16 protein-coding genes are annotated in these 15,274 nt (G+C 62.7%); 11 read left to right on the forward strand and 5 right to left on the reverse strand.

Annotated features, from left to right (window positions below; translation table 11 throughout):
* Positions 1 to 30: 30 nt before the first annotated feature.
* Together AC57B1_RS27890 and AC57B1_RS27895 are read left to right on the forward strand one after the other, a co-directional pair.
* A complete protein-coding gene (locus tag AC57B1_RS27890; RefSeq protein ID WP_091807398.1) occupies positions 31 to 795 on the forward strand; it encodes a flagellar motor protein in 765 nt (254 codons plus the stop codon).
* 91 nt (positions 796 to 886) lie between these two features.
* A complete protein-coding gene (locus tag AC57B1_RS27895; RefSeq protein ID WP_408342603.1) occupies positions 887 to 1,588 on the forward strand; it encodes an OmpA family protein in 702 nt (233 codons plus the stop codon).
* Positions 1,589 to 1,610: 22 nt separating this feature from the next.
* Here the strand turns inward: AC57B1_RS27895 and AC57B1_RS27900 are convergent, their stop codons facing one another.
* From AC57B1_RS27900 to AC57B1_RS27910, 3 genes are all read right to left on the reverse strand, one after another.
* Complete coding sequence (locus AC57B1_RS27900; RefSeq protein WP_408295688.1) at positions 1,611 to 2,714, reverse strand: linear amide C-N hydrolase; 1,104 nt, start codon at positions 2,712 to 2,714, stop codon at positions 1,611 to 1,613.
* Positions 2,715 to 2,908: 194 nt separating this feature from the next.
* The gene (locus AC57B1_RS27905) at positions 2,909 to 3,160 is read right to left on the reverse strand and encodes a DUF4148 domain-containing protein (protein WP_408342607.1); all 252 of its coding nucleotides are present in this window, start codon (positions 3,158 to 3,160) and stop codon (positions 2,909 to 2,911) included.
* Between the two features lie 207 nt (positions 3,161 to 3,367).
* A complete protein-coding gene (locus tag AC57B1_RS27910) occupies positions 3,368 to 3,907 on the reverse strand; it encodes a thioredoxin family protein (RefSeq protein ID WP_496419273.1) in 540 nt (179 codons plus the stop codon).
* A gap of 209 nt (positions 3,908 to 4,116) precedes the next feature.
* Here AC57B1_RS27910 and AC57B1_RS27915 point away from each other — a divergent pair, with 209 nt between their 5' ends.
* From AC57B1_RS27915 to AC57B1_RS27930, 4 genes are read left to right on the forward strand one after another with little or no spacing between them, the layout of a single operon-like run.
* Complete coding sequence (locus AC57B1_RS27915) at positions 4,117 to 4,488, forward strand: GFA family protein (protein WP_408342611.1); 372 nt, start codon at positions 4,117 to 4,119, stop codon at positions 4,486 to 4,488.
* Positions 4,485 to 4,607: a hypothetical protein gene (locus tag AC57B1_RS27920; protein ID WP_286162180.1), complete on the forward strand. Its 123-nt coding sequence runs from the start codon at positions 4,485 to 4,487 to the stop codon at positions 4,605 to 4,607. The genes AC57B1_RS27915 and AC57B1_RS27920 overlap by 4 nt, the downstream gene beginning before the upstream one ends.
* A gap of 7 nt (positions 4,608 to 4,614) precedes the next feature.
* Positions 4,615 to 5,355 carry a response regulator gene (locus AC57B1_RS27925; protein ID WP_496419274.1) on the forward strand — a complete coding sequence of 247 codons (741 nt, stop codon included), beginning with the start codon at positions 4,615 to 4,617 and terminating at the stop codon, positions 5,353 to 5,355.
* A complete protein-coding gene (locus AC57B1_RS27930) occupies positions 5,352 to 6,671 on the forward strand; it encodes a sensor histidine kinase (RefSeq protein WP_496419275.1) in 1,320 nt (439 codons plus the stop codon). The genes AC57B1_RS27925 and AC57B1_RS27930 overlap by 4 nt, the downstream gene beginning before the upstream one ends.
* 41 nt (positions 6,672 to 6,712) lie before the next feature.
* Here the strand turns inward: AC57B1_RS27930 and AC57B1_RS27935 are convergent, their stop codons facing one another.
* Positions 6,713 to 8,386, reverse strand: coding sequence for an FAD-dependent oxidoreductase (locus tag AC57B1_RS27935; RefSeq protein WP_496419276.1), 1,674 nt, complete (start codon positions 8,384 to 8,386; stop codon positions 6,713 to 6,715).
* 403 nt (positions 8,387 to 8,789) lie between these two features.
* On the opposite strand from AC57B1_RS27935, the gene AC57B1_RS27940 reads away from it, so the two are divergent.
* The 3 genes from AC57B1_RS27940 (at position 8,790) to AC57B1_RS27950 (ending at position 11,932) form a co-directional block, all read left to right on the forward strand.
* A complete protein-coding gene (locus AC57B1_RS27940) occupies positions 8,790 to 10,706 on the forward strand; it encodes an SMP-30/gluconolactonase/LRE family protein (protein ID WP_496419277.1) in 1,917 nt (638 codons plus the stop codon).
* A gap of 95 nt (positions 10,707 to 10,801) precedes the next feature.
* Positions 10,802 to 11,134 carry a DUF2322 family protein gene (locus tag AC57B1_RS27945; RefSeq protein WP_496419278.1) on the forward strand — a complete coding sequence of 111 codons (333 nt, stop codon included), beginning with the start codon at positions 10,802 to 10,804 and terminating at the stop codon, positions 11,132 to 11,134.
* A gap of 42 nt (positions 11,135 to 11,176) precedes the next feature.
* Positions 11,177 to 11,932: an IclR family transcriptional regulator gene (locus AC57B1_RS27950; protein WP_496419279.1), complete on the forward strand. Its 756-nt coding sequence runs from the start codon at positions 11,177 to 11,179 to the stop codon at positions 11,930 to 11,932.
* Between the two features lie 147 nt (positions 11,933 to 12,079).
* Here the strand turns inward: AC57B1_RS27950 and AC57B1_RS27955 are convergent, their stop codons facing one another.
* Entirely contained in the window at positions 12,080 to 12,646 is a 567-nt protein-coding gene (locus AC57B1_RS27955) for a VOC family protein (RefSeq protein WP_496419280.1), read from the reverse strand.
* Between the two features lie 144 nt (positions 12,647 to 12,790).
* Here AC57B1_RS27955 and AC57B1_RS27960 point away from each other — a divergent pair, with 144 nt between their 5' ends.
* Both AC57B1_RS27960 and mhpA read left to right on the forward strand, forming a co-directional pair.
* Entirely contained in the window at positions 12,791 to 13,642 is an 852-nt protein-coding gene (locus AC57B1_RS27960) for a fumarylacetoacetate hydrolase family protein (RefSeq protein ID WP_496419281.1), read from the forward strand.
* Positions 13,643 to 13,704: 62 nt separating this feature from the next.
* Complete coding sequence (mhpA, locus tag AC57B1_RS27965; protein WP_496419282.1) at positions 13,705 to 15,234, forward strand: bifunctional 3-(3-hydroxy-phenyl)propionate/3-hydroxycinnamic acid hydroxylase MhpA; 1,530 nt, start codon at positions 13,705 to 13,707, stop codon at positions 15,232 to 15,234.
* The last annotated feature ends 40 nt before the right edge of the window (positions 15,235 to 15,274 follow it).

The following is a 15,274-nucleotide window of genomic DNA, read 5'->3' on the forward strand; positions in this document are numbered from 1 at the left end:
GATGGCTCGGGTGGCCATTCGAGAGGACGTATGGATCTTTTGACGCTATTTGGCGCCCTGGTCGGCGTGACGGCGATCGTCGCGGGCTTCTCGCTCGAGGGTGGCCACTTTACCTCGCTGTTCCAGTTGGAGGCGTTTGTCATCGTCCTTGGTGGCACGTTCGGCGCGGTAATGATTCAGAACACGTGGGCGCGGTTTTACGACGGCATGAAGCAACTGCGCCTTGCTTTCGTGAAGGCAAGACAGGTGGATCGCGAGAGTCTGGCCGTCCTGCTGGAGTGGGGTGATCAGGCCAAGCTCAATGGCATGCTCGTGTTCGAATCGATCGGGGCGGGCGGCATCAATCCGTTTGCACAACGAGGCTTGGAGTTGCTGGCAAACGGCGTATCGACAGCGGTGCTCGAAGACGCTCTGCAACGGGAACTGGTTGCTTATGAACGCAATCACATGGCGGCTGCGCGGATCTGGCAACAGGCGGGCGGCTACGCGCCGACGTTCGGCATTCTGGGCGCCGTGCTCGGTCTGATTCAGGTGACAGGTCATATGCTCGAACCCGCGCAACTCGGGCAAGGTATTGCGATGGCTTTCGTCGCGACGCTATACGGCCTGGCTTTGGCGAATCTGGTCTTTCTGCCGTTGTACGGGAAGATCAGGGCGCAGGTGGATAGCGAATTGCGCTTCAGGCGTTTATATCTCGACGGCTTGCTCGCGATCTCGCGCAAGGAGTCGCCTCACACAATCGAAACGCGGCTTGCGGGCGACGTGCGGGAAAGATCGGCCGAGTTGCTGGGCTAACCGGTTCGGACCGCGCCGGCTGCTGGATGCTCGCTGTCGGCGAGCAGCGCGGCGCGAATCACACGTCATTTGAAACGCAGACTTTTCGGTTATGAACATCTCCTCGGGTAACAAGCGCCTTGCTGCGGACAAAACCGGCTATGACGCCGCCGACGAAGGCGAGGAGCAGTCCGGGCGCTGGCTGATTTCCTACGCCGACCTCATCACCACCCTCATGGTGTTGTTCCTTGCGCTCTACGTGCTTCAGCTGGCAAAAACGCGGGAGCTGGAAATCAAGGCGCTGGAGCACCACGCAGTGGCAAAGGTGCCGGCCGCCGGCAACATCCAGCCTTCCCAGGCCGCGGCACCTTCGCCGGATGTCTCGAAGAAGCGCTTGCTCGCTCTACTGGAGCCGCTTCAGGACAACCGTCAGATTACGATTTCAAATGCCGCTCAAGGCGTTGAGATTGCCATCAACGCAAAGATTCTGTTCAACTCGGGCGACGCGCGCCTATTGCCCGAGTCATTCGACGTGTTGAACCAGATTGCCCAGGTGTTGCGTGACCGGTCGAAGAACAACATTCTGGTGGAAGGGCATACGGATAGTGTGCCTATCTCGACGGCGAAGTACGAATCCAATTGGGAGCTGTCTTCCGCGCGGGCAGGCGCGGTGGTGCGCTTCTTCGCGGACAGAGGCATCGAAGCGCACAGAATGGCCGCTATTGGCCGCGCCGACAATTTCCCCCTGATTATCGGCGACGACGCGGCCGCACGCGCCGCGAACCGGCGCGTGACCATTCTCGTCGAGTACTGAGGGGCTTTTCCATTCGCGCTAGTCACGGCGCCTTCGCGGGCATGAACTTGAACGAAGGCGTCGGCACGAAGGAACCCGATACGTCGCCCGACATCACCTGGCCGCCGTCGATGGTCAGCTTCATCACGGGCGCGCCGGGTTTCAGATTCAGTTTGTTAAGCGGCACCCAGAACGTATCGGGCCGCGTCGACGAATCGAAGTAATACACGAGATTCTTCTGGTCGGACACGGTGCGCCAGATCGTCGATGAAATATTCGGCTGACCCGGCGTAGTAATCCCCAGCGGCACACTCACGGCGCGCATCACGCTCATCACGCCGGCCGCGGCCTGAAACGCATACGACTGTTGAGGCACGCCGGCAATATAGTTGGGATCGAGGTGCTTCGGAATGGCATCCATCAGAAACGATGCACGCACGAAGCGATCCGCCGCGCGATTCGTGCCCGGCAGGAAGGTGAGGCCGCCAACGCCTCGCCAATAGGTGTCGAGGGCGAGCTGTTCGCTATAGATAGGCGAATTGGTCATGATCTTGAATGCCTTGCCGTGATGGATCACGAGCTTGCCGTCGAGATATTCGAGAATCGCCGAATCGCCCTGCGAATCCGAGAGCGCGAGGTGCAACGTCAACGGTTTGCCGTTGGGCAAGGGCGGTGCGATGATCTGAAACGGTTCGCGGCCGAGCGCATCGACTGCCTCGGCCACCGTGGCGAAATTATCGAGTGCATACTGCGCCCAGAGACTGATCGACATGGGCGGGCGCGACGCGTCAGGTTTGCCATAATCGGTTTCGGTCAAATAGAGCACGTTGGTCACGAGGCCGCGTTCGTTCATGCCGTCGACGCTGCCGATTTCATAGCCGGATACGACCACGCTGCCGTATTTCGACGTCCAGTGCGGCGTGCGCGGCCCCGCTGCGCCGTCGCGCTCGATCCCGGCGGGAAAAACCCAGAGGTTCGAGCGCATGTCTTCGGACCAATCCATCGAGCGCCCGGTTATCACCGTGCCGTCTTCGCCCACGTAGAGCGCGCGCGTGCAGCCGTTGGCGAGCGACGAGGCGAATAGGGCAAGCGCAGCGAGGACCGAACCGGCCACGGCATAACGGAGCTTGCGAAGCACACCACACATGACGATCTCCTTGAAACGGGCCCATGGGTATCCATTTCGAATCGGCGGGGCTTGCCGCCACGGAGAGAATAACGAATTCGTCGAGCGATGCTCAACCTGCGGCCAGCACGTTTAGCGCACGGGCGTACCACACGGCACGTGCGTCACGAGGCGCGCTTTCAGAATAGCTGGTGACGTCCATTCGAGGCACCTGCTCAACCGCCCGCATAGAGTGTCCGATTCAGGTTGGCAAGCTGACCGTCGTTCTCCGCCTGCACGAGTTCCTGGCGAACCTGTGCCCGCGTTTTCTGCGCGCTGGTGGCTGCGTTTGCGGACCATTGCGGCTGCTGGGCCGGCGCGATCTGCGAAGCATTCACATTGTCAGCGGGAGCCGGCAGCTCCGCGGCGTGAGCAAGACTTCCGAGCACACTGGCAGCCAGAGTAAAAGCGATCATAGAAACTTTCATATCGTTCTCCTTGAACGGTTGGATAAGAGACGCCCGCAGGTCAGAAGCAAGGGCAGAGGTCAGTACTTGCCGGATTGCGATCGCTTCTGTGAAGCGGCGTTGATGTATTGAACCGTGCGGGCGTATCTGGCATGTGTCGGGAAAGCCGCGAATTGCAAGCTTGTGTATCGCCCTAATTCGCGGATACATTTCGACATGAAATCGGGGCTATTCCTTTTGCGCGAGCAATGCCTGAATCTTCGCTTCAGTCTGCGCATAGGCGCCTTCGCCGAAATGGGTGTAGACGATCTGCCCTTTTTTGTCGATCAGATAGAAGGCCGGCCAATACTGGTTCTCGTAGGCGTTCCAGGTCGCGTAACGATTGTCCTGGGCGACCGGATAAGTAATGCCGAAGCGCTTGAGCGCCGACATGACGTTTTCGGTGTCGCGTTCGAACGGATACTCGGGCGTATGCACGCCGATAACCGTCAGCCCCTGGTCTTTGTACTTCTGATGCCAGCTCTTCACATAGGGCAGCGTATTCACGCAGTTGATGCAGGTATAGGTCCAGAAATCGACCAGCACCACCTTGCCGCGCAGTTGCTGCAGCGTCAGTGGACCGCTGTTGTGCCAATTCGAAATACCGGTGAATTCGGGCGCGGGCGCATGGTTTTCGAACGGGTCCGCGGCGAGGGCAATGCTGGCAGCGGTTGCGGCGGCAATCACCGTGACGGCGGCGAGGGTTTTGATCTTGGGTCGGCAGAGCATGTCAGAGTCCTTTCAGGAGGAGGCAACGAACGGCAATTCGCGCTTCGGCCGCGAATGACCGTATTGGATCGTGCGCAGGTATCTGGCTTGTGTCGTCCAATCCGCGCGAGTGCAATGTTGTGTATCCGGCCGCCGTCCAGATACACTGCGACACAAATCGCCGTGCGCGCCAGGCTATAAAGCAGGCATTGCCAATCACGGAGAGCATCATGAGCGCCGACTTGCTGCATGGGTCCTGCCACTGCGGAGCCGTCAAATTCGAAGTGCGAACCCCGATCGTCCCGGCCGGGCGCTGCAACTGCAGCCTGTGCCGTCGCAAGGGTGCATTGATGACGCCGCTGTTTCCGGCGAGTCAGTTGAAGATTCTGAGCGGCGAAGATGCGCTGACGCTCTATCAATTCAACACCCGGGTGGCCCGGCATTTTTTCTGCAAGCACTGCGGTATTTATCCGTTTCATCAGACGCGCAAAGACCCGCTGCAGTGGCGCGTCAACATCGGTTGCCTGGAAGGCGTCGATCCGTATAGTCTGGAAGCAGCGGTTGCCGACGGCGCCAGCCTGTCCGTGCTGGAGGACGCATGAAACGCCTGCTCGCCATCCTCGTATTCGTATCCGGCGGTCTTGCCGCCGAACTGGCGCATCCGGTGCACTGTTCGCTGGTGGGTGCGAGCCGGACGCAGGTAAAACGCCAACGGAGATGATCCATTGATGGAAACGATCGACCACGTGCTGATCGTCGACGACGACCGCGGCATCCGCGAACTGCTCGCCGGCTACCTCGAGAAGAACGGCATGCGCGTCTCGCTCGCGGCGAACGGACGCCAGATGCGCGCGGTGCTGGAGCAGGGCGCGCCGGATCTGATCGTGCTCGATCTGATGTTGCCCGGCGAGGACGGTCTGGTGCTGTGCCGCGAGCTGCGGGCGGGCAAATTCCGTGCGGTGCCGGTGTTGATGCTGACCGCCCGAAACGAGGAAGCCGATCGCATTGTGGGTCTGGAGATGGGCGCCGACGACTATCTGCCCAAGCCGTTCGCCGTGCGTGAGCTGCTCGCTCGTATTCGCGCCGTGCTGCGCCGCGCGCGCATGCTGCCGCCCGGCATGCAGGTGACGGAATCCGCACCGATGCTGGTCTTCGGCGACTGGCGGCTCGACACCACCGCGCGCCATCTGCTCGACGCCGAAGGCACCATGGTGGCGTTGAGCGGCGCCGAATACCGCTTGCTGCGCGTGTTTCTCGATCATCCGCAACGCGTGCTGACGCGCGATCAACTGCTCAATCTCACGCAAGGACGCCAGGCCGATCAGTTCGACCGTTCGATCGATCTGATGGTGAGCCGTTTGCGCCAGCGCCTGCGCGACGTCGCGCGCGAGCCGCGTTACATCAAGACGCTGCGCAGCGAGGGCTATGTGTTTTCCGCGGCGGTGACTGCACTCGAGGACCCCCAATGAGCCGTTGGTCATGGTTGCGCTGGCCGCGCACGCTGTTCGCGCGGCTCGCGCTGATTCTTTTCGTCGGCCTCGCGCTCGCGCAGACGCTGTCGTTCTGGCTCACGCTGACCGAACGCGATCAGACCATGACCAACGTGATGATGGGCTACATCGAGCGCGAAGTGAGCAGTTCGGTGGCGCTGCTCGATCATTTGCCGCCCAATGAGCGCGCGCAGTGGCTGCCGCGGCTCGCGCGCCGCAGCTACGAGTTCATCCTCGGGCCGGGCGTGGCCGGCGGTCCGGTCGATGCGCGTCTGTCCGCACGCGTGGCGCAATCCATCGCGGACGGCATCGGCACCCGCTATCCGCTGACCGTGAATGCAGTGCCCGGTGACAACGAGCGCCTGCAGGTTCATCTGCGACTGAGCGATGGCTCACCGCTAACGATCGATATGCGCCCCATGTCGGGGGCGCCGCTGTCGCGCTGGCTGCTGCTTGTGCTCGCGCTGCAGCTCGCGGTGCTGGTTGCGTGCTGCTGGCTGGCGGTGCGGCTCGCGACGCGTCCGTTGCATCAGTTGGCGGTTGCCGCGGATACGCTCGGCCCCGACCTGAAGGCGGCGCGTCTGCCGGAAGACGGACCGTCGGAAGTGTCGCGCGCCGCGCGCGCATTCAACGCGATGCAGGACCGCATCGCTACCTACATGACCGAACGCATGCAGATTCTGGCGGCCATTTCGCACGACCTGCAAACGCCGATCACGCGGATGCGCTTGCGCGTCGATGTCATGGACGACGACGAGCAGGGCGCGAAGCTGCGCCAGGATCTGCATGAGATGGAAAGCCTGGTGAAGGAGGGCGTGACCTACGCGCGCACGCTGCACGGCGCGACTGAAGTGCCATGCCGCGTCGATCCCGACGCGCTTCTCGACAGCCTCGTTTGCGATTACGTGGACGCCGGCCAGGCGGTCAGCCTGGAGGGACGGCTAGGCGTTTCGCTAATGACGCGTCCGCAGGCATTGCGCCGCATACTCGGCAACCTGGTGGACAACGCGCTGAAATTCGGCGGCACGGCCGAGATCACCGTGAGCACCTTGCCCGGCGGACAGACGCTGATCGCAGTGCTCGACCGTGGCCCCGGCATACCGGCGGAGTCGCTGGAGGCGGTGTTCGAGCCGTTCTACCGGCTCGAAGCCTCGCGTAATCGCGACACGGGCGGCACGGGGCTGGGCCTTGCCATCGCACGGCAACTTGCCATGGCGATGGATGCGACGCTCACGCTGCAGAATCGGCCCGGCGGTGGTCTGGAAGCGCGTTTGACGTTGCGGAACGTGCGCTAGACAGGTTCGCGGTCGAGTATCACCGCGCCGGCAGCCCGCCCTCAGCGATCGAGCGCCAGATATTGATGCAGCGACTGGATCGCCGCAGCGCCTTCCCCAACCGCGGCTGCCACACGCTTGACCGAGCCGCTGCGAACGTCGCCCACCGCGAAGATGCCGGGCCGGCTCGTCTCCAGATAATGCGGAGGACGCTCGGAAGGCCACTGGTGGAGCGCATCGGGCCCCGTCAGCACAAAGCCGTGTTTGTCGAGCGCGACGCAATCGCCGAGCCAGGCGGTACTGGGTTGCGCACCGAGAAACAGGAACACGTGACGGATCGGTTTTTCCTCGATGTACCCCTGAGTGTCCCATTTGATCGACTCGAGCTGTGCTGCGCCGTTCAGTTCGACAATCTGCGTGCGCGAATGAACGGTGATGTTGGCGGTCGCTTCGATCCGTCTGATCAGATAGTTCGACATGCTCGCCTGGAGTCCGTCGCCGCGAATCGCGATATGAACGTGCCGCGCGAATCCCGATAGAAACACGGCGGCCTGGCCGGCTGAATTGCCGCCGCCGACGATAACCAGTTCTTCGTTATTGCAGAACGCGGCTTCCATGAACGTCGCGCTGTAGTAGATTCCGCGGCCTTCGAATTGTTCGAGGCGCGGCAGCAGCGGTTTCCGATAGCGTGCGCCGGTTGCGATGACGACCGCGCTGGCATACACGTGCTCGTCGTAATTGAGGCGCAGGTGAAAGGGCGGCGCGCCTTCGCATTCAATGCCGAGCGCCTCGATCGGCACGCCGACTTCGGCGCCGAATTTCCGGCATTGAGACAGGCCACGGCCGGCCAGGGCCTGGCCCGAAATGCCGGTCGGGAATCCGAAGTAATTTTCAATCTTCGAGCTGGTGCCGGCCTGGCCGCCCGGCGCCTTCGTGTCGAGCACCGCCACCCGCAATCCTTCGGAGGCCGCGTAGACCGCAGCCGCGAGACCGGCCGGTCCCGCGCCGACCACGACCACGTCGAACCGCTCGCCGTTCAGCCGGTCGGGACTCAGGCCGATCGCGTCGGCCACTGCGCGGTTGGTCGGCTGTTTGAGCACGACGCCTTGCTGCGTGATGATCACCGGTATGTCGGCTTCGGTCGCGTCATAGCGTTCGAGCAGCGCTCCGGCCTCTTCGTGTTCGACGATATCGAAGTAGGCGAAAGGCTGAGCGTTGCGGCTCAGGAAATGCCGCAGAGCGAGTGTGCTCCATGATGCAGAACTGCCGATGACCAGAAGCCCCCCATGCTGATCCTGAATGAACGCGACACGCCGCAGGATATAGGCGCGCATGATCGTTTCGCTCAGTTGCGCCTCCGCGACGACGAGCGCGCGCAGTGATTCCTCGTCGATCACGATCACCTCGCAATCGCTGATGGCGCGTGCGGTCGAGACCGCGCCGCGGCCCGCCAGCGTGCCCACTTCGCCGGTGAAGCTGCCGGGGCCGTGCTCGCCCAGAACGTGGCGCTTGTCTCCGGCGCCGCGCGTGACTTCAATCGTTCCGGAGACGATGGTGAACATGGGAATGTGCCGGTCGCCTTCGGAGAACAGCATGTCGCCCGCTTTCAGGCGACGCCGTTCGCCATAGCGCTCCAGCACCGCGAACTGACCTTCATCGAGCTTTGGGAAAATCTGATGGTGACGGCTGCCGCCTGCCACCAGGTCTTCGAGTCTGCTTGACGATTTATGACCCATTGCATGTTCCGAATAGAGGACGCGCAGTGCGACCGTACATGAGCTTGCCGCCAGATATCGCACCGGCGCAAGCATTCTGCATTACCGGAAAAGAAGGCGGACCGCAATATCCGCAGAGATTGTGCGCCTGAGTCCGGTGCTCGGTAAAGTGCGGAAAAGAAGGGTGTCTCGCTCGCGGCGCGCGTCGGTAAAACCAGCGCCGCGATGATGCTGCTCACACTCTTCACGTTGTCAAGCCGTGTCCCGACGACGAAAAAAATCCTCCGCGAATTTCTTTTCTTTATTTATATCCGCGTTGCATTGATTGTCCCGTCACCTCAGGTATATATCTTCACATCAATTAGCTTCTGTCATATCTGTCGAGGTAGATTGTCCTCGAATGTTTTTCTGGAGAGCATCACATATGGTCAAGCACCGAATCAGTGCTGCCTTCCTATGCGCGGTAATCGCGATGTTTGCGCAGACATGTCGGGCGCAGTACACCACCGACTGGTTGGCGAACACATTCGGCACGCTCGCCGCGCACGTGGGCAACACAGCGCGCTCGATGTGGGTCGCGCCTGAAGGCGTGATCTACACGGCTTCACTGTGGGACGAAAACGAGGGCGGCGTCGCGATCTACCGCAATGCTCAGAGCATCGGCTCGATCGGAACGCATGCCGACTTTCAGGGCAGCGCCATTACCGGCAATGCCACGTCGATCTTCGCAGCGTTGCAGTACAACAAGTCGTTCGGCAGCGGGTCGGTGGGACGCTACAACCGGGCCACGCAAACGCGCGACCTCGTCATTCCCGTCAGCGTGTGGACCGGCATACCGCATGCGGATGTCATCACCGGCCTCGCGACGGCGGGCTCGCTGCTGTATGCGAGCGACTTCTTCGGCAATCGCGTGCGGGTCTTCACGACCGACGGCGTCTGGCAGCAGGACATCAAGATAGCGAGTCCCGGCGCACTGACGCTGGATAGCGCCGGCAATCTCTGGGTCGCGCAGCAGAGCGCGGGCACGATCGTCCAATTCAGTCCGGCCGGCGCGTTGCTGAATACGATTCAGATGCCCGCTGCGTCGCGGCCGTCCGCGCTCTATTTCGATGCGGCGTCCGGCCAACTCATGGTCGGCGACCAGGGGCCGGACATGAACATCAAGCGCTACACCATCGCGGGCACGCCGACGCTCGCCAGCACGTTCGGCATTCAGGGCGGTTATCTCGACACCACCAGCGGTATCAAAGGTCAGGTGGGCGACAAGCGCTTCACACGCGTGGTCGGCATCGGCAGGGACGCCGCCGGCAACCTCTATGTGCTGAACAACCCGTGGGGCGGCGGCTGGGACCTCGGGCGCAACGGCGCCACCGACCTGCACGCATACGACACCGCCGGCAATCTCGAATGGAAGCTGCAGTCCCTCAACTTCGAGTCGATCGCGGCGCCCGATCCGTCGACGGACGGCGCCTACTTCTACAGCGGCATGCACATTTACACGGGCACGGCGGGCGGCACGTTCGTCGCGAACACGGTCGATCCGTTCACGTATCCGTCCGACCCGCGCCTGAACATGAACGACACGCAGCGCGGCCAACACTTCGGCCAACTGGTCACGGTCGGCGGCAACCGGATTCTGGTGGCGTCCGGACAGAACCCCGGCATCTTCAACTTTTTCCATTTCAACCCGGCGAGCGGCTATATCGCGATACCGGACGTGTCGATTCCGGGCACGGCGTTCAATACGGACCGTCAGGTCACGGGCGGGTTTTGCATCGACAGCAGGGGCGACGTGTGGGCCGGTCTCGACCGCACGAATCACATTTATCACTATCCGCTGAGCGGTTTCGACGGTAACGGAAAACCTTCGTGGGGTCCGGCGGTCACGATCTCGATTCCGCAGAGCATCCGGCCGCTCACGCGCATCATCTACCTCGCGGAGAGCGACACCATGATCCTTGCGCAAGGTATAGCCGGAAGCTGGGACTGGACGGCCATGCAATCGAGGATCGAGGTGTATCACGGCTGGAGCGCGGGCAACACCACGCGGCCCGATCCGGTGATCAATCTGACCAGCGCCAATCCCAAGTCGATCACGGCGGCGGGCAATTATCTGTTCGTCGGCTACGTGCATACGGTGCCCAATATCGACGCCTTCAATCTCACTACCGGCCAACTCGTCACCACGCTGGTCAATTCGAGTCCCGCGACCGTGGATGTCGGCAACGACGTCGATTCGATGTACGGCCTGCGCGCGTATCTCAGAGCCGCGGGCGAGTACGTGATCACGAAGGACAACTACAACGGTTCCAGCATCGTGGTGTATCGCTGGACGCCCTGACGGCCGTGTGCTCGTGCTCCCGGTGATTTGAACGACACCCTATCGGATAAGATACGGCCCGCGCCGCATTTTTCCGAATAGAAGGAGTGTTTTCAATGATCCAACCGAGCAACGTATTCAAGGACAACCTCGCGCAGATGCCCGGCATCGAGGGCATCGCGCGTATCGACCTGGCCGACGGCAAGGGCGCCGTGGCGGCCAGTATCGAGAACAAGCCCGGCAAGCAGGGCTCGCTCGCGGTGTACAACTATCTGCAGCAGACGTTCGGCACGCTCGACGCCAGGGCGGCCGAGCACGGCCTCGTGGTGTTCGCCGAGCACACCGCCGACGCGCGCAATCGTCCGGGCGCGCACCCGAACGTCGACATCCTGCTCGCTATCGCGGCGGGTGGCGAAGCGCTGCGTATCGACGTCATCGCGGCAGGCTGAAGGCTATAATTTCGCCACCTCACCCGGAAAGCCATCTCTTCGATGTCGAGCATCGCCAAGCTTCTCTCCATACTCGAACTCTTTTCCGAAGGGCGGCCCTTTCTCTCCGCGGAAGAGGTGGCTGCCGAGCTCGACTGCTCGATTCCCACCGCCTATCGCTATGTGCGTGAACTGGTCGAGTCGGGCATGCTGGTGCGCTTCTCCGGGGGCGAATATGGACTCGGTCCGCGCATCATCAAGCTCGACTACAACCTGCGCATGTCCGATCCGCTGCTGAAGATGGGGCAACCCATCATGCGCGAACTGAGCGAGCATTCGGGCTTCGACGTGGTGATGTCGCGCTGGTACGGCGACGAACTGGTGGATACGCACCGCGAGAGCCTCGATTCGAAGCTCGATCTGCGCTATGGGCGCGGGCGTCCCCGGCCGTTGTTTCTCGGCGCCGCGCCGAAGGCCATTCTCTCGACCTTCCCGAAGGCGAAGCTCGCGCTGCTGTTCGAGCGGCACGCCGCCGACATCGCAACCAGCGGGCTGGGCCCGAGTTTCGAAGACTTTCGTTCCGCCTTGCACAAGATTCGCCGGGCAGGTTTCTATCTGTCGAAGGGCGAACTCGAAGCAGGCGTCTCGGCTATCGCCGCGCCGCTTTTCACCGACGATCAGGGCGAAGCGGTCGGCTCGCTCGCGCTGATCGTGCCCACGCCGCGGCTCGAATTCGTGAACCTCGACCGGCTTGTCGAATTGATTCGCGAAGCCGCCGCCCGCACGTCGCAGCGCACGCGCGCTGTGATTTCCGGCTGAACGCGTTGCCGGCGATGTGTCGGTGTCTACGCCGGCAGCGCCACGCTGTCGTGCCGACTCATGCCGCGCCACGCCGGCACTCCGCCACGCACCGCCACGCCGGCTGATCCATCGCCACGTCGCTTCACGCAACGGCATCGCCACGCATCAGGCGATGCCCATCCGCTTTGCCATCTCCGCTTCCCACTCCGCGCGCGGGCGAAAGCCCGGCAACCCGCGCGCATGCCGTTCCACCGATGCCATCAGTTGCGCATCGGGCAGTGAGAAATCCACGGCCACGCGCATCGGCTGATCCACGTACCACGGCGTGTCGATAAACAACTCCAGCCGGTTTCCCTCCGGATCTCGCGCATAGAACGAGATCGCGTTGCCGTGCGTGACCGGCGTGATCTCCTTCGCGTCTTCTTCGATAAAGCGCCGGTAGAAGCGCTTCAGCGACGCCAGGCTGTCCGCCTCGAATGAAATCTGGTTGATCGGATTGAACGCGAGGTGCTCGGGCCTGCCGCTCGCCAGCACGATCTGATGATGCACGGCCGGATCCCGGCTCAGGAATACCAGACGTACGTCGCCACGCGGCGTGGACAGACTGCCGCGGTCGGTCACGGTGAACTCCAGCACGCGTGTGTAGAAGTCTTCGACCCGCACCATGTCGCTCACGTAAAAGCCCATGTGGCTGAGCGACAGGCCGGGGCGTCTGGTCTTGGTCGATGTCATGTCTTCCTCCTTGGTAGTGATAAACCCTGATAAAAAGTATCTTGTGGATCGTGTTTTTATCAGTGTATTCTCAAATAACGATAAAAACATCAAAAAAAAGCCAAATTTTTCGAAGCGATCGCTTCTTTTTATCCATGGAGCAACATGAAACTCGTCAGCTTTTCCACCCATGAAGGACCGTCCTTCGGCATCGTCCGGGATCAATCGGTGATCGATCTCGGCAAGCGCCTGAACGGACGCTTTGCAGATCTCAAGGCCCTGATCGCCGCCGATGCGTTCGGCGAAGCCCGCCGCCTCGCGACAAGCGGCGCGAGCGACTATCCGTTGAGCGAGGTGACGCTCCTGCCGGTCATCCCGAACCCCGGGCAGATTTTCTGTGTGGGCCTCAACTATGCGGAGCACGTGAAAGAGACCAACCGTGAGACGACCGAGAACCCGGTGATCTTCATGCGCGTGCCGGCCTCGCAGGTCGGCGCCGGCCAGCCGATGCTGCGGCCGCCCGAGTCGACGCAGTTCGACTACGAAGGCGAGATTGCCGTGATCGTCGGCAAAGGCGGGCGGCGCATTGCCGAGCAGAACGCGTGGGAGCACATAGCGGGCTATGCCTGTTACAACGACGGATCGATCCGCGACTGGCAGCGCCACACCGGGCAGTGGGGGCCGGGCAAGAACTTCTACCGCACCGGCGCATTCGGTCCGTGGATGGTGACGAGCGACGAGATCGAACCCAACGCCACGATGACCCTGAGCACGCGCCTGAACGGACAGGAAGTGCAACGCGCCACGACCGACATGCTGATTCACGGCATCGCGAGACAGATCGCCTATCTGTCCACCTTCACGCCACTCGCACCCGGCGACGTGATCGTGACCGGCACGCCGGGCGGCGTGGGCGCGAAGCGCAACCCGCCGCTCTTCATGAAAGCGGGCGACGTGGTGGAGGTCGAAGTGGACCGCGTCGGCATTCTGTCCAACCCGATCGCCGACGAGGCCTGAGCGCGTCCGGCCGGTGCGCTCGCGGGTTCGTCGCGCCGGCCCATCATTGAAGGCAAAAAACCATGTCACAGCCAATCCCCAACCCCGACGCCTGCGACTACGACGTCGCCGTGATCGGCCTGGGCCCGAGCGGCGCCACGCTCGCCAACCTGCTCGCGCTCGACGGTTTGCGCGTGCTGGTGCTCGAACGGGACCAGGATATTTTCGCGCTGCCGCGTGCCGTGCACTTCGACGCGGAATGCATGCGTGTATTCCAGACGATCGGTCTCACCGATACCTTGCTGCCGAACCTGTTCGTCGGACCCGGCATGAAGTTCGTCGACGCGGCCGGCCGCTTGCTGATCGACTGGCAGCGGCCTACCGGCGTAGGTCCGCTCGGCTGGTGCGCGAGCTACAAATTCCATCAGCCCGATCTCGAACGCGCTCTGCGTGCGCAGCTCGCGAAACAGCCGACCATCGACGTGCGTCTGCGCCACGAAGCCTTCGCGCTCGATCAGACCGACAACGGCGTTGCGCTTCGCTTCGAAGACACCCGCACGGGCAAGCTCGGACGAGCCACCGCGCGCTACGTGGTGGGCTGCGATGGCGCGCGCTCCATCGTCCGGCGCTTCATGGGCACCGAACTCGACGATCTCAAATCGCACGAGCGCTGGGTCGTCGTGGATGTGTTGCTCGACAAGCCGCGTCCCGACCTCGGCGACTACTCGATCCAGTATTGCGACCCCACGCGGCCGAGCACCTATACGCGCGGGCCGAACAATCGTCGCAGGTGGGAGCTGATGGTCATGCCAGGCGACGACACGTCGAAGCTTTCATCGCCCGAGTGGCTGTGGGACAGGCTCGCTCGCTGGGTGACGCCGGCCGATGCCACCCTCGAACGTTCAGCGGTGTACACGTTTCACTCGGTGGTGGCGAAGGGCTGGCGCAACCAGCGTCTGCTGCTCGCCGGCGACGCCGCGCATCAGACGCCGCCGTTCATGGGGCAGGGCATGGCGGCCGGCATCCGCGACGCGAGCAACCTTGCGTGGAAACTCGCCGCAGTGATTCATGGCGAAGCGGACGACACGCTGCTCGACACCTACGAATCGGAACGCTCGCCGCATGTGCGCGAGTTCATCGAGACCGCCGTGCAACTCGGCGCGGTAATCCAGACCACGCCTTCGCACCCTGCCGATCCCGATGCCGCTGCCGGCGAAACGAGCCGGGCGATCCGCGCTTTCGTGACTCCGCAGCCGCTGCTGGGCGAGGGCGCGCATCTCGGCCCCGCTCAGCCGCAGGCAGGCAGCATCGCCGCGCAGCCGCGACTGTCCGATGGACGCCTGCTCGATGACGCCGTCGGCTACCGCTTTGCGCTCGTGGCGCTGCCGCAAATCCTGCATGACCAGCCCGGCCTCGCCGAACTCGCGGCGCTCACGGACATGGCGCTTGTCGCCGATGGCTCCGCGGCGCTCGGCGCGTGGCTCGCGGAGATCGGCGCGAGCGCCGTGCTCATCCGGCCGGATCGCTACATACACGGCGTGGCCCATGACGATGCGTCGTTGCAGGCATTGCTGTCGCACGCGTTCACGGGTTCGCCGGCCGAACACGCGTGAAGGTGTTGCCGGCAGTCACATTCGTACTGGCCAGTAGAAG

The organism is Paraburkholderia sp. BGA-UO-ETr-F21, assembly GCF_059567925.1.

Coding starts and splice junctions, on each gene's coding strand:
- AC57B1_RS27890 (WP_091807398.1), top strand. CDS start 31: ATGGATCTTTTGACGCTATTTGGCGCCCTGGTCGGCGTGACGGCGATC.
- AC57B1_RS27905 (WP_408342607.1), bottom strand. CDS start 3,160: ATGAAAGTTTCTATGATCGCTTTTACTCTGGCTGCCAGTGTGCTCGGA.
- AC57B1_RS27935 (WP_496419276.1), bottom strand. CDS start 8,386: ATGGGTCATAAATCGTCAAGCAGACTCGAAGACCTGGTGGCAGGCGGC.
- AC57B1_RS27940 (WP_496419277.1), top strand. CDS start 8,790: ATGGTCAAGCACCGAATCAGTGCTGCCTTCCTATGCGCGGTAATCGCG.
- AC57B1_RS27960 (WP_496419281.1), top strand. CDS start 12,791: ATGAAACTCGTCAGCTTTTCCACCCATGAAGGACCGTCCTTCGGCATC.
- AC57B1_RS27920 (WP_286162180.1), top strand. CDS start 4,485: ATGAAACGCCTGCTCGCCATCCTCGTATTCGTATCCGGCGGTCTTGCC.
- AC57B1_RS27930 (WP_496419275.1), top strand. CDS start 5,352: ATGAGCCGTTGGTCATGGTTGCGCTGGCCGCGCACGCTGTTCGCGCGG.
- AC57B1_RS27945 (WP_496419278.1), top strand. CDS start 10,802: ATGATCCAACCGAGCAACGTATTCAAGGACAACCTCGCGCAGATGCCC.
- mhpA (WP_496419282.1), top strand. CDS start 13,705: ATGTCACAGCCAATCCCCAACCCCGACGCCTGCGACTACGACGTCGCC.
- AC57B1_RS27925 (WP_496419274.1), top strand. CDS start 4,615: ATGGAAACGATCGACCACGTGCTGATCGTCGACGACGACCGCGGCATC.
- AC57B1_RS27955 (WP_496419280.1), bottom strand. CDS start 12,646: ATGACATCGACCAAGACCAGACGCCCCGGCCTGTCGCTCAGCCACATG.
- AC57B1_RS27950 (WP_496419279.1), top strand. CDS start 11,177: ATGTCGAGCATCGCCAAGCTTCTCTCCATACTCGAACTCTTTTCCGAA.
- AC57B1_RS27900 (WP_408295688.1), bottom strand. CDS start 2,714: ATGTGTGGTGTGCTTCGCAAGCTCCGTTATGCCGTGGCCGGTTCGGTC.
- AC57B1_RS27910 (WP_496419273.1), bottom strand. CDS start 3,907: ATGCTCTGCCGACCCAAGATCAAAACCCTCGCCGCCGTCACGGTGATT.
- AC57B1_RS27895 (WP_408342603.1), top strand. CDS start 887: ATGAACATCTCCTCGGGTAACAAGCGCCTTGCTGCGGACAAAACCGGC.
- AC57B1_RS27915 (WP_408342611.1), top strand. CDS start 4,117: ATGAGCGCCGACTTGCTGCATGGGTCCTGCCACTGCGGAGCCGTCAAA.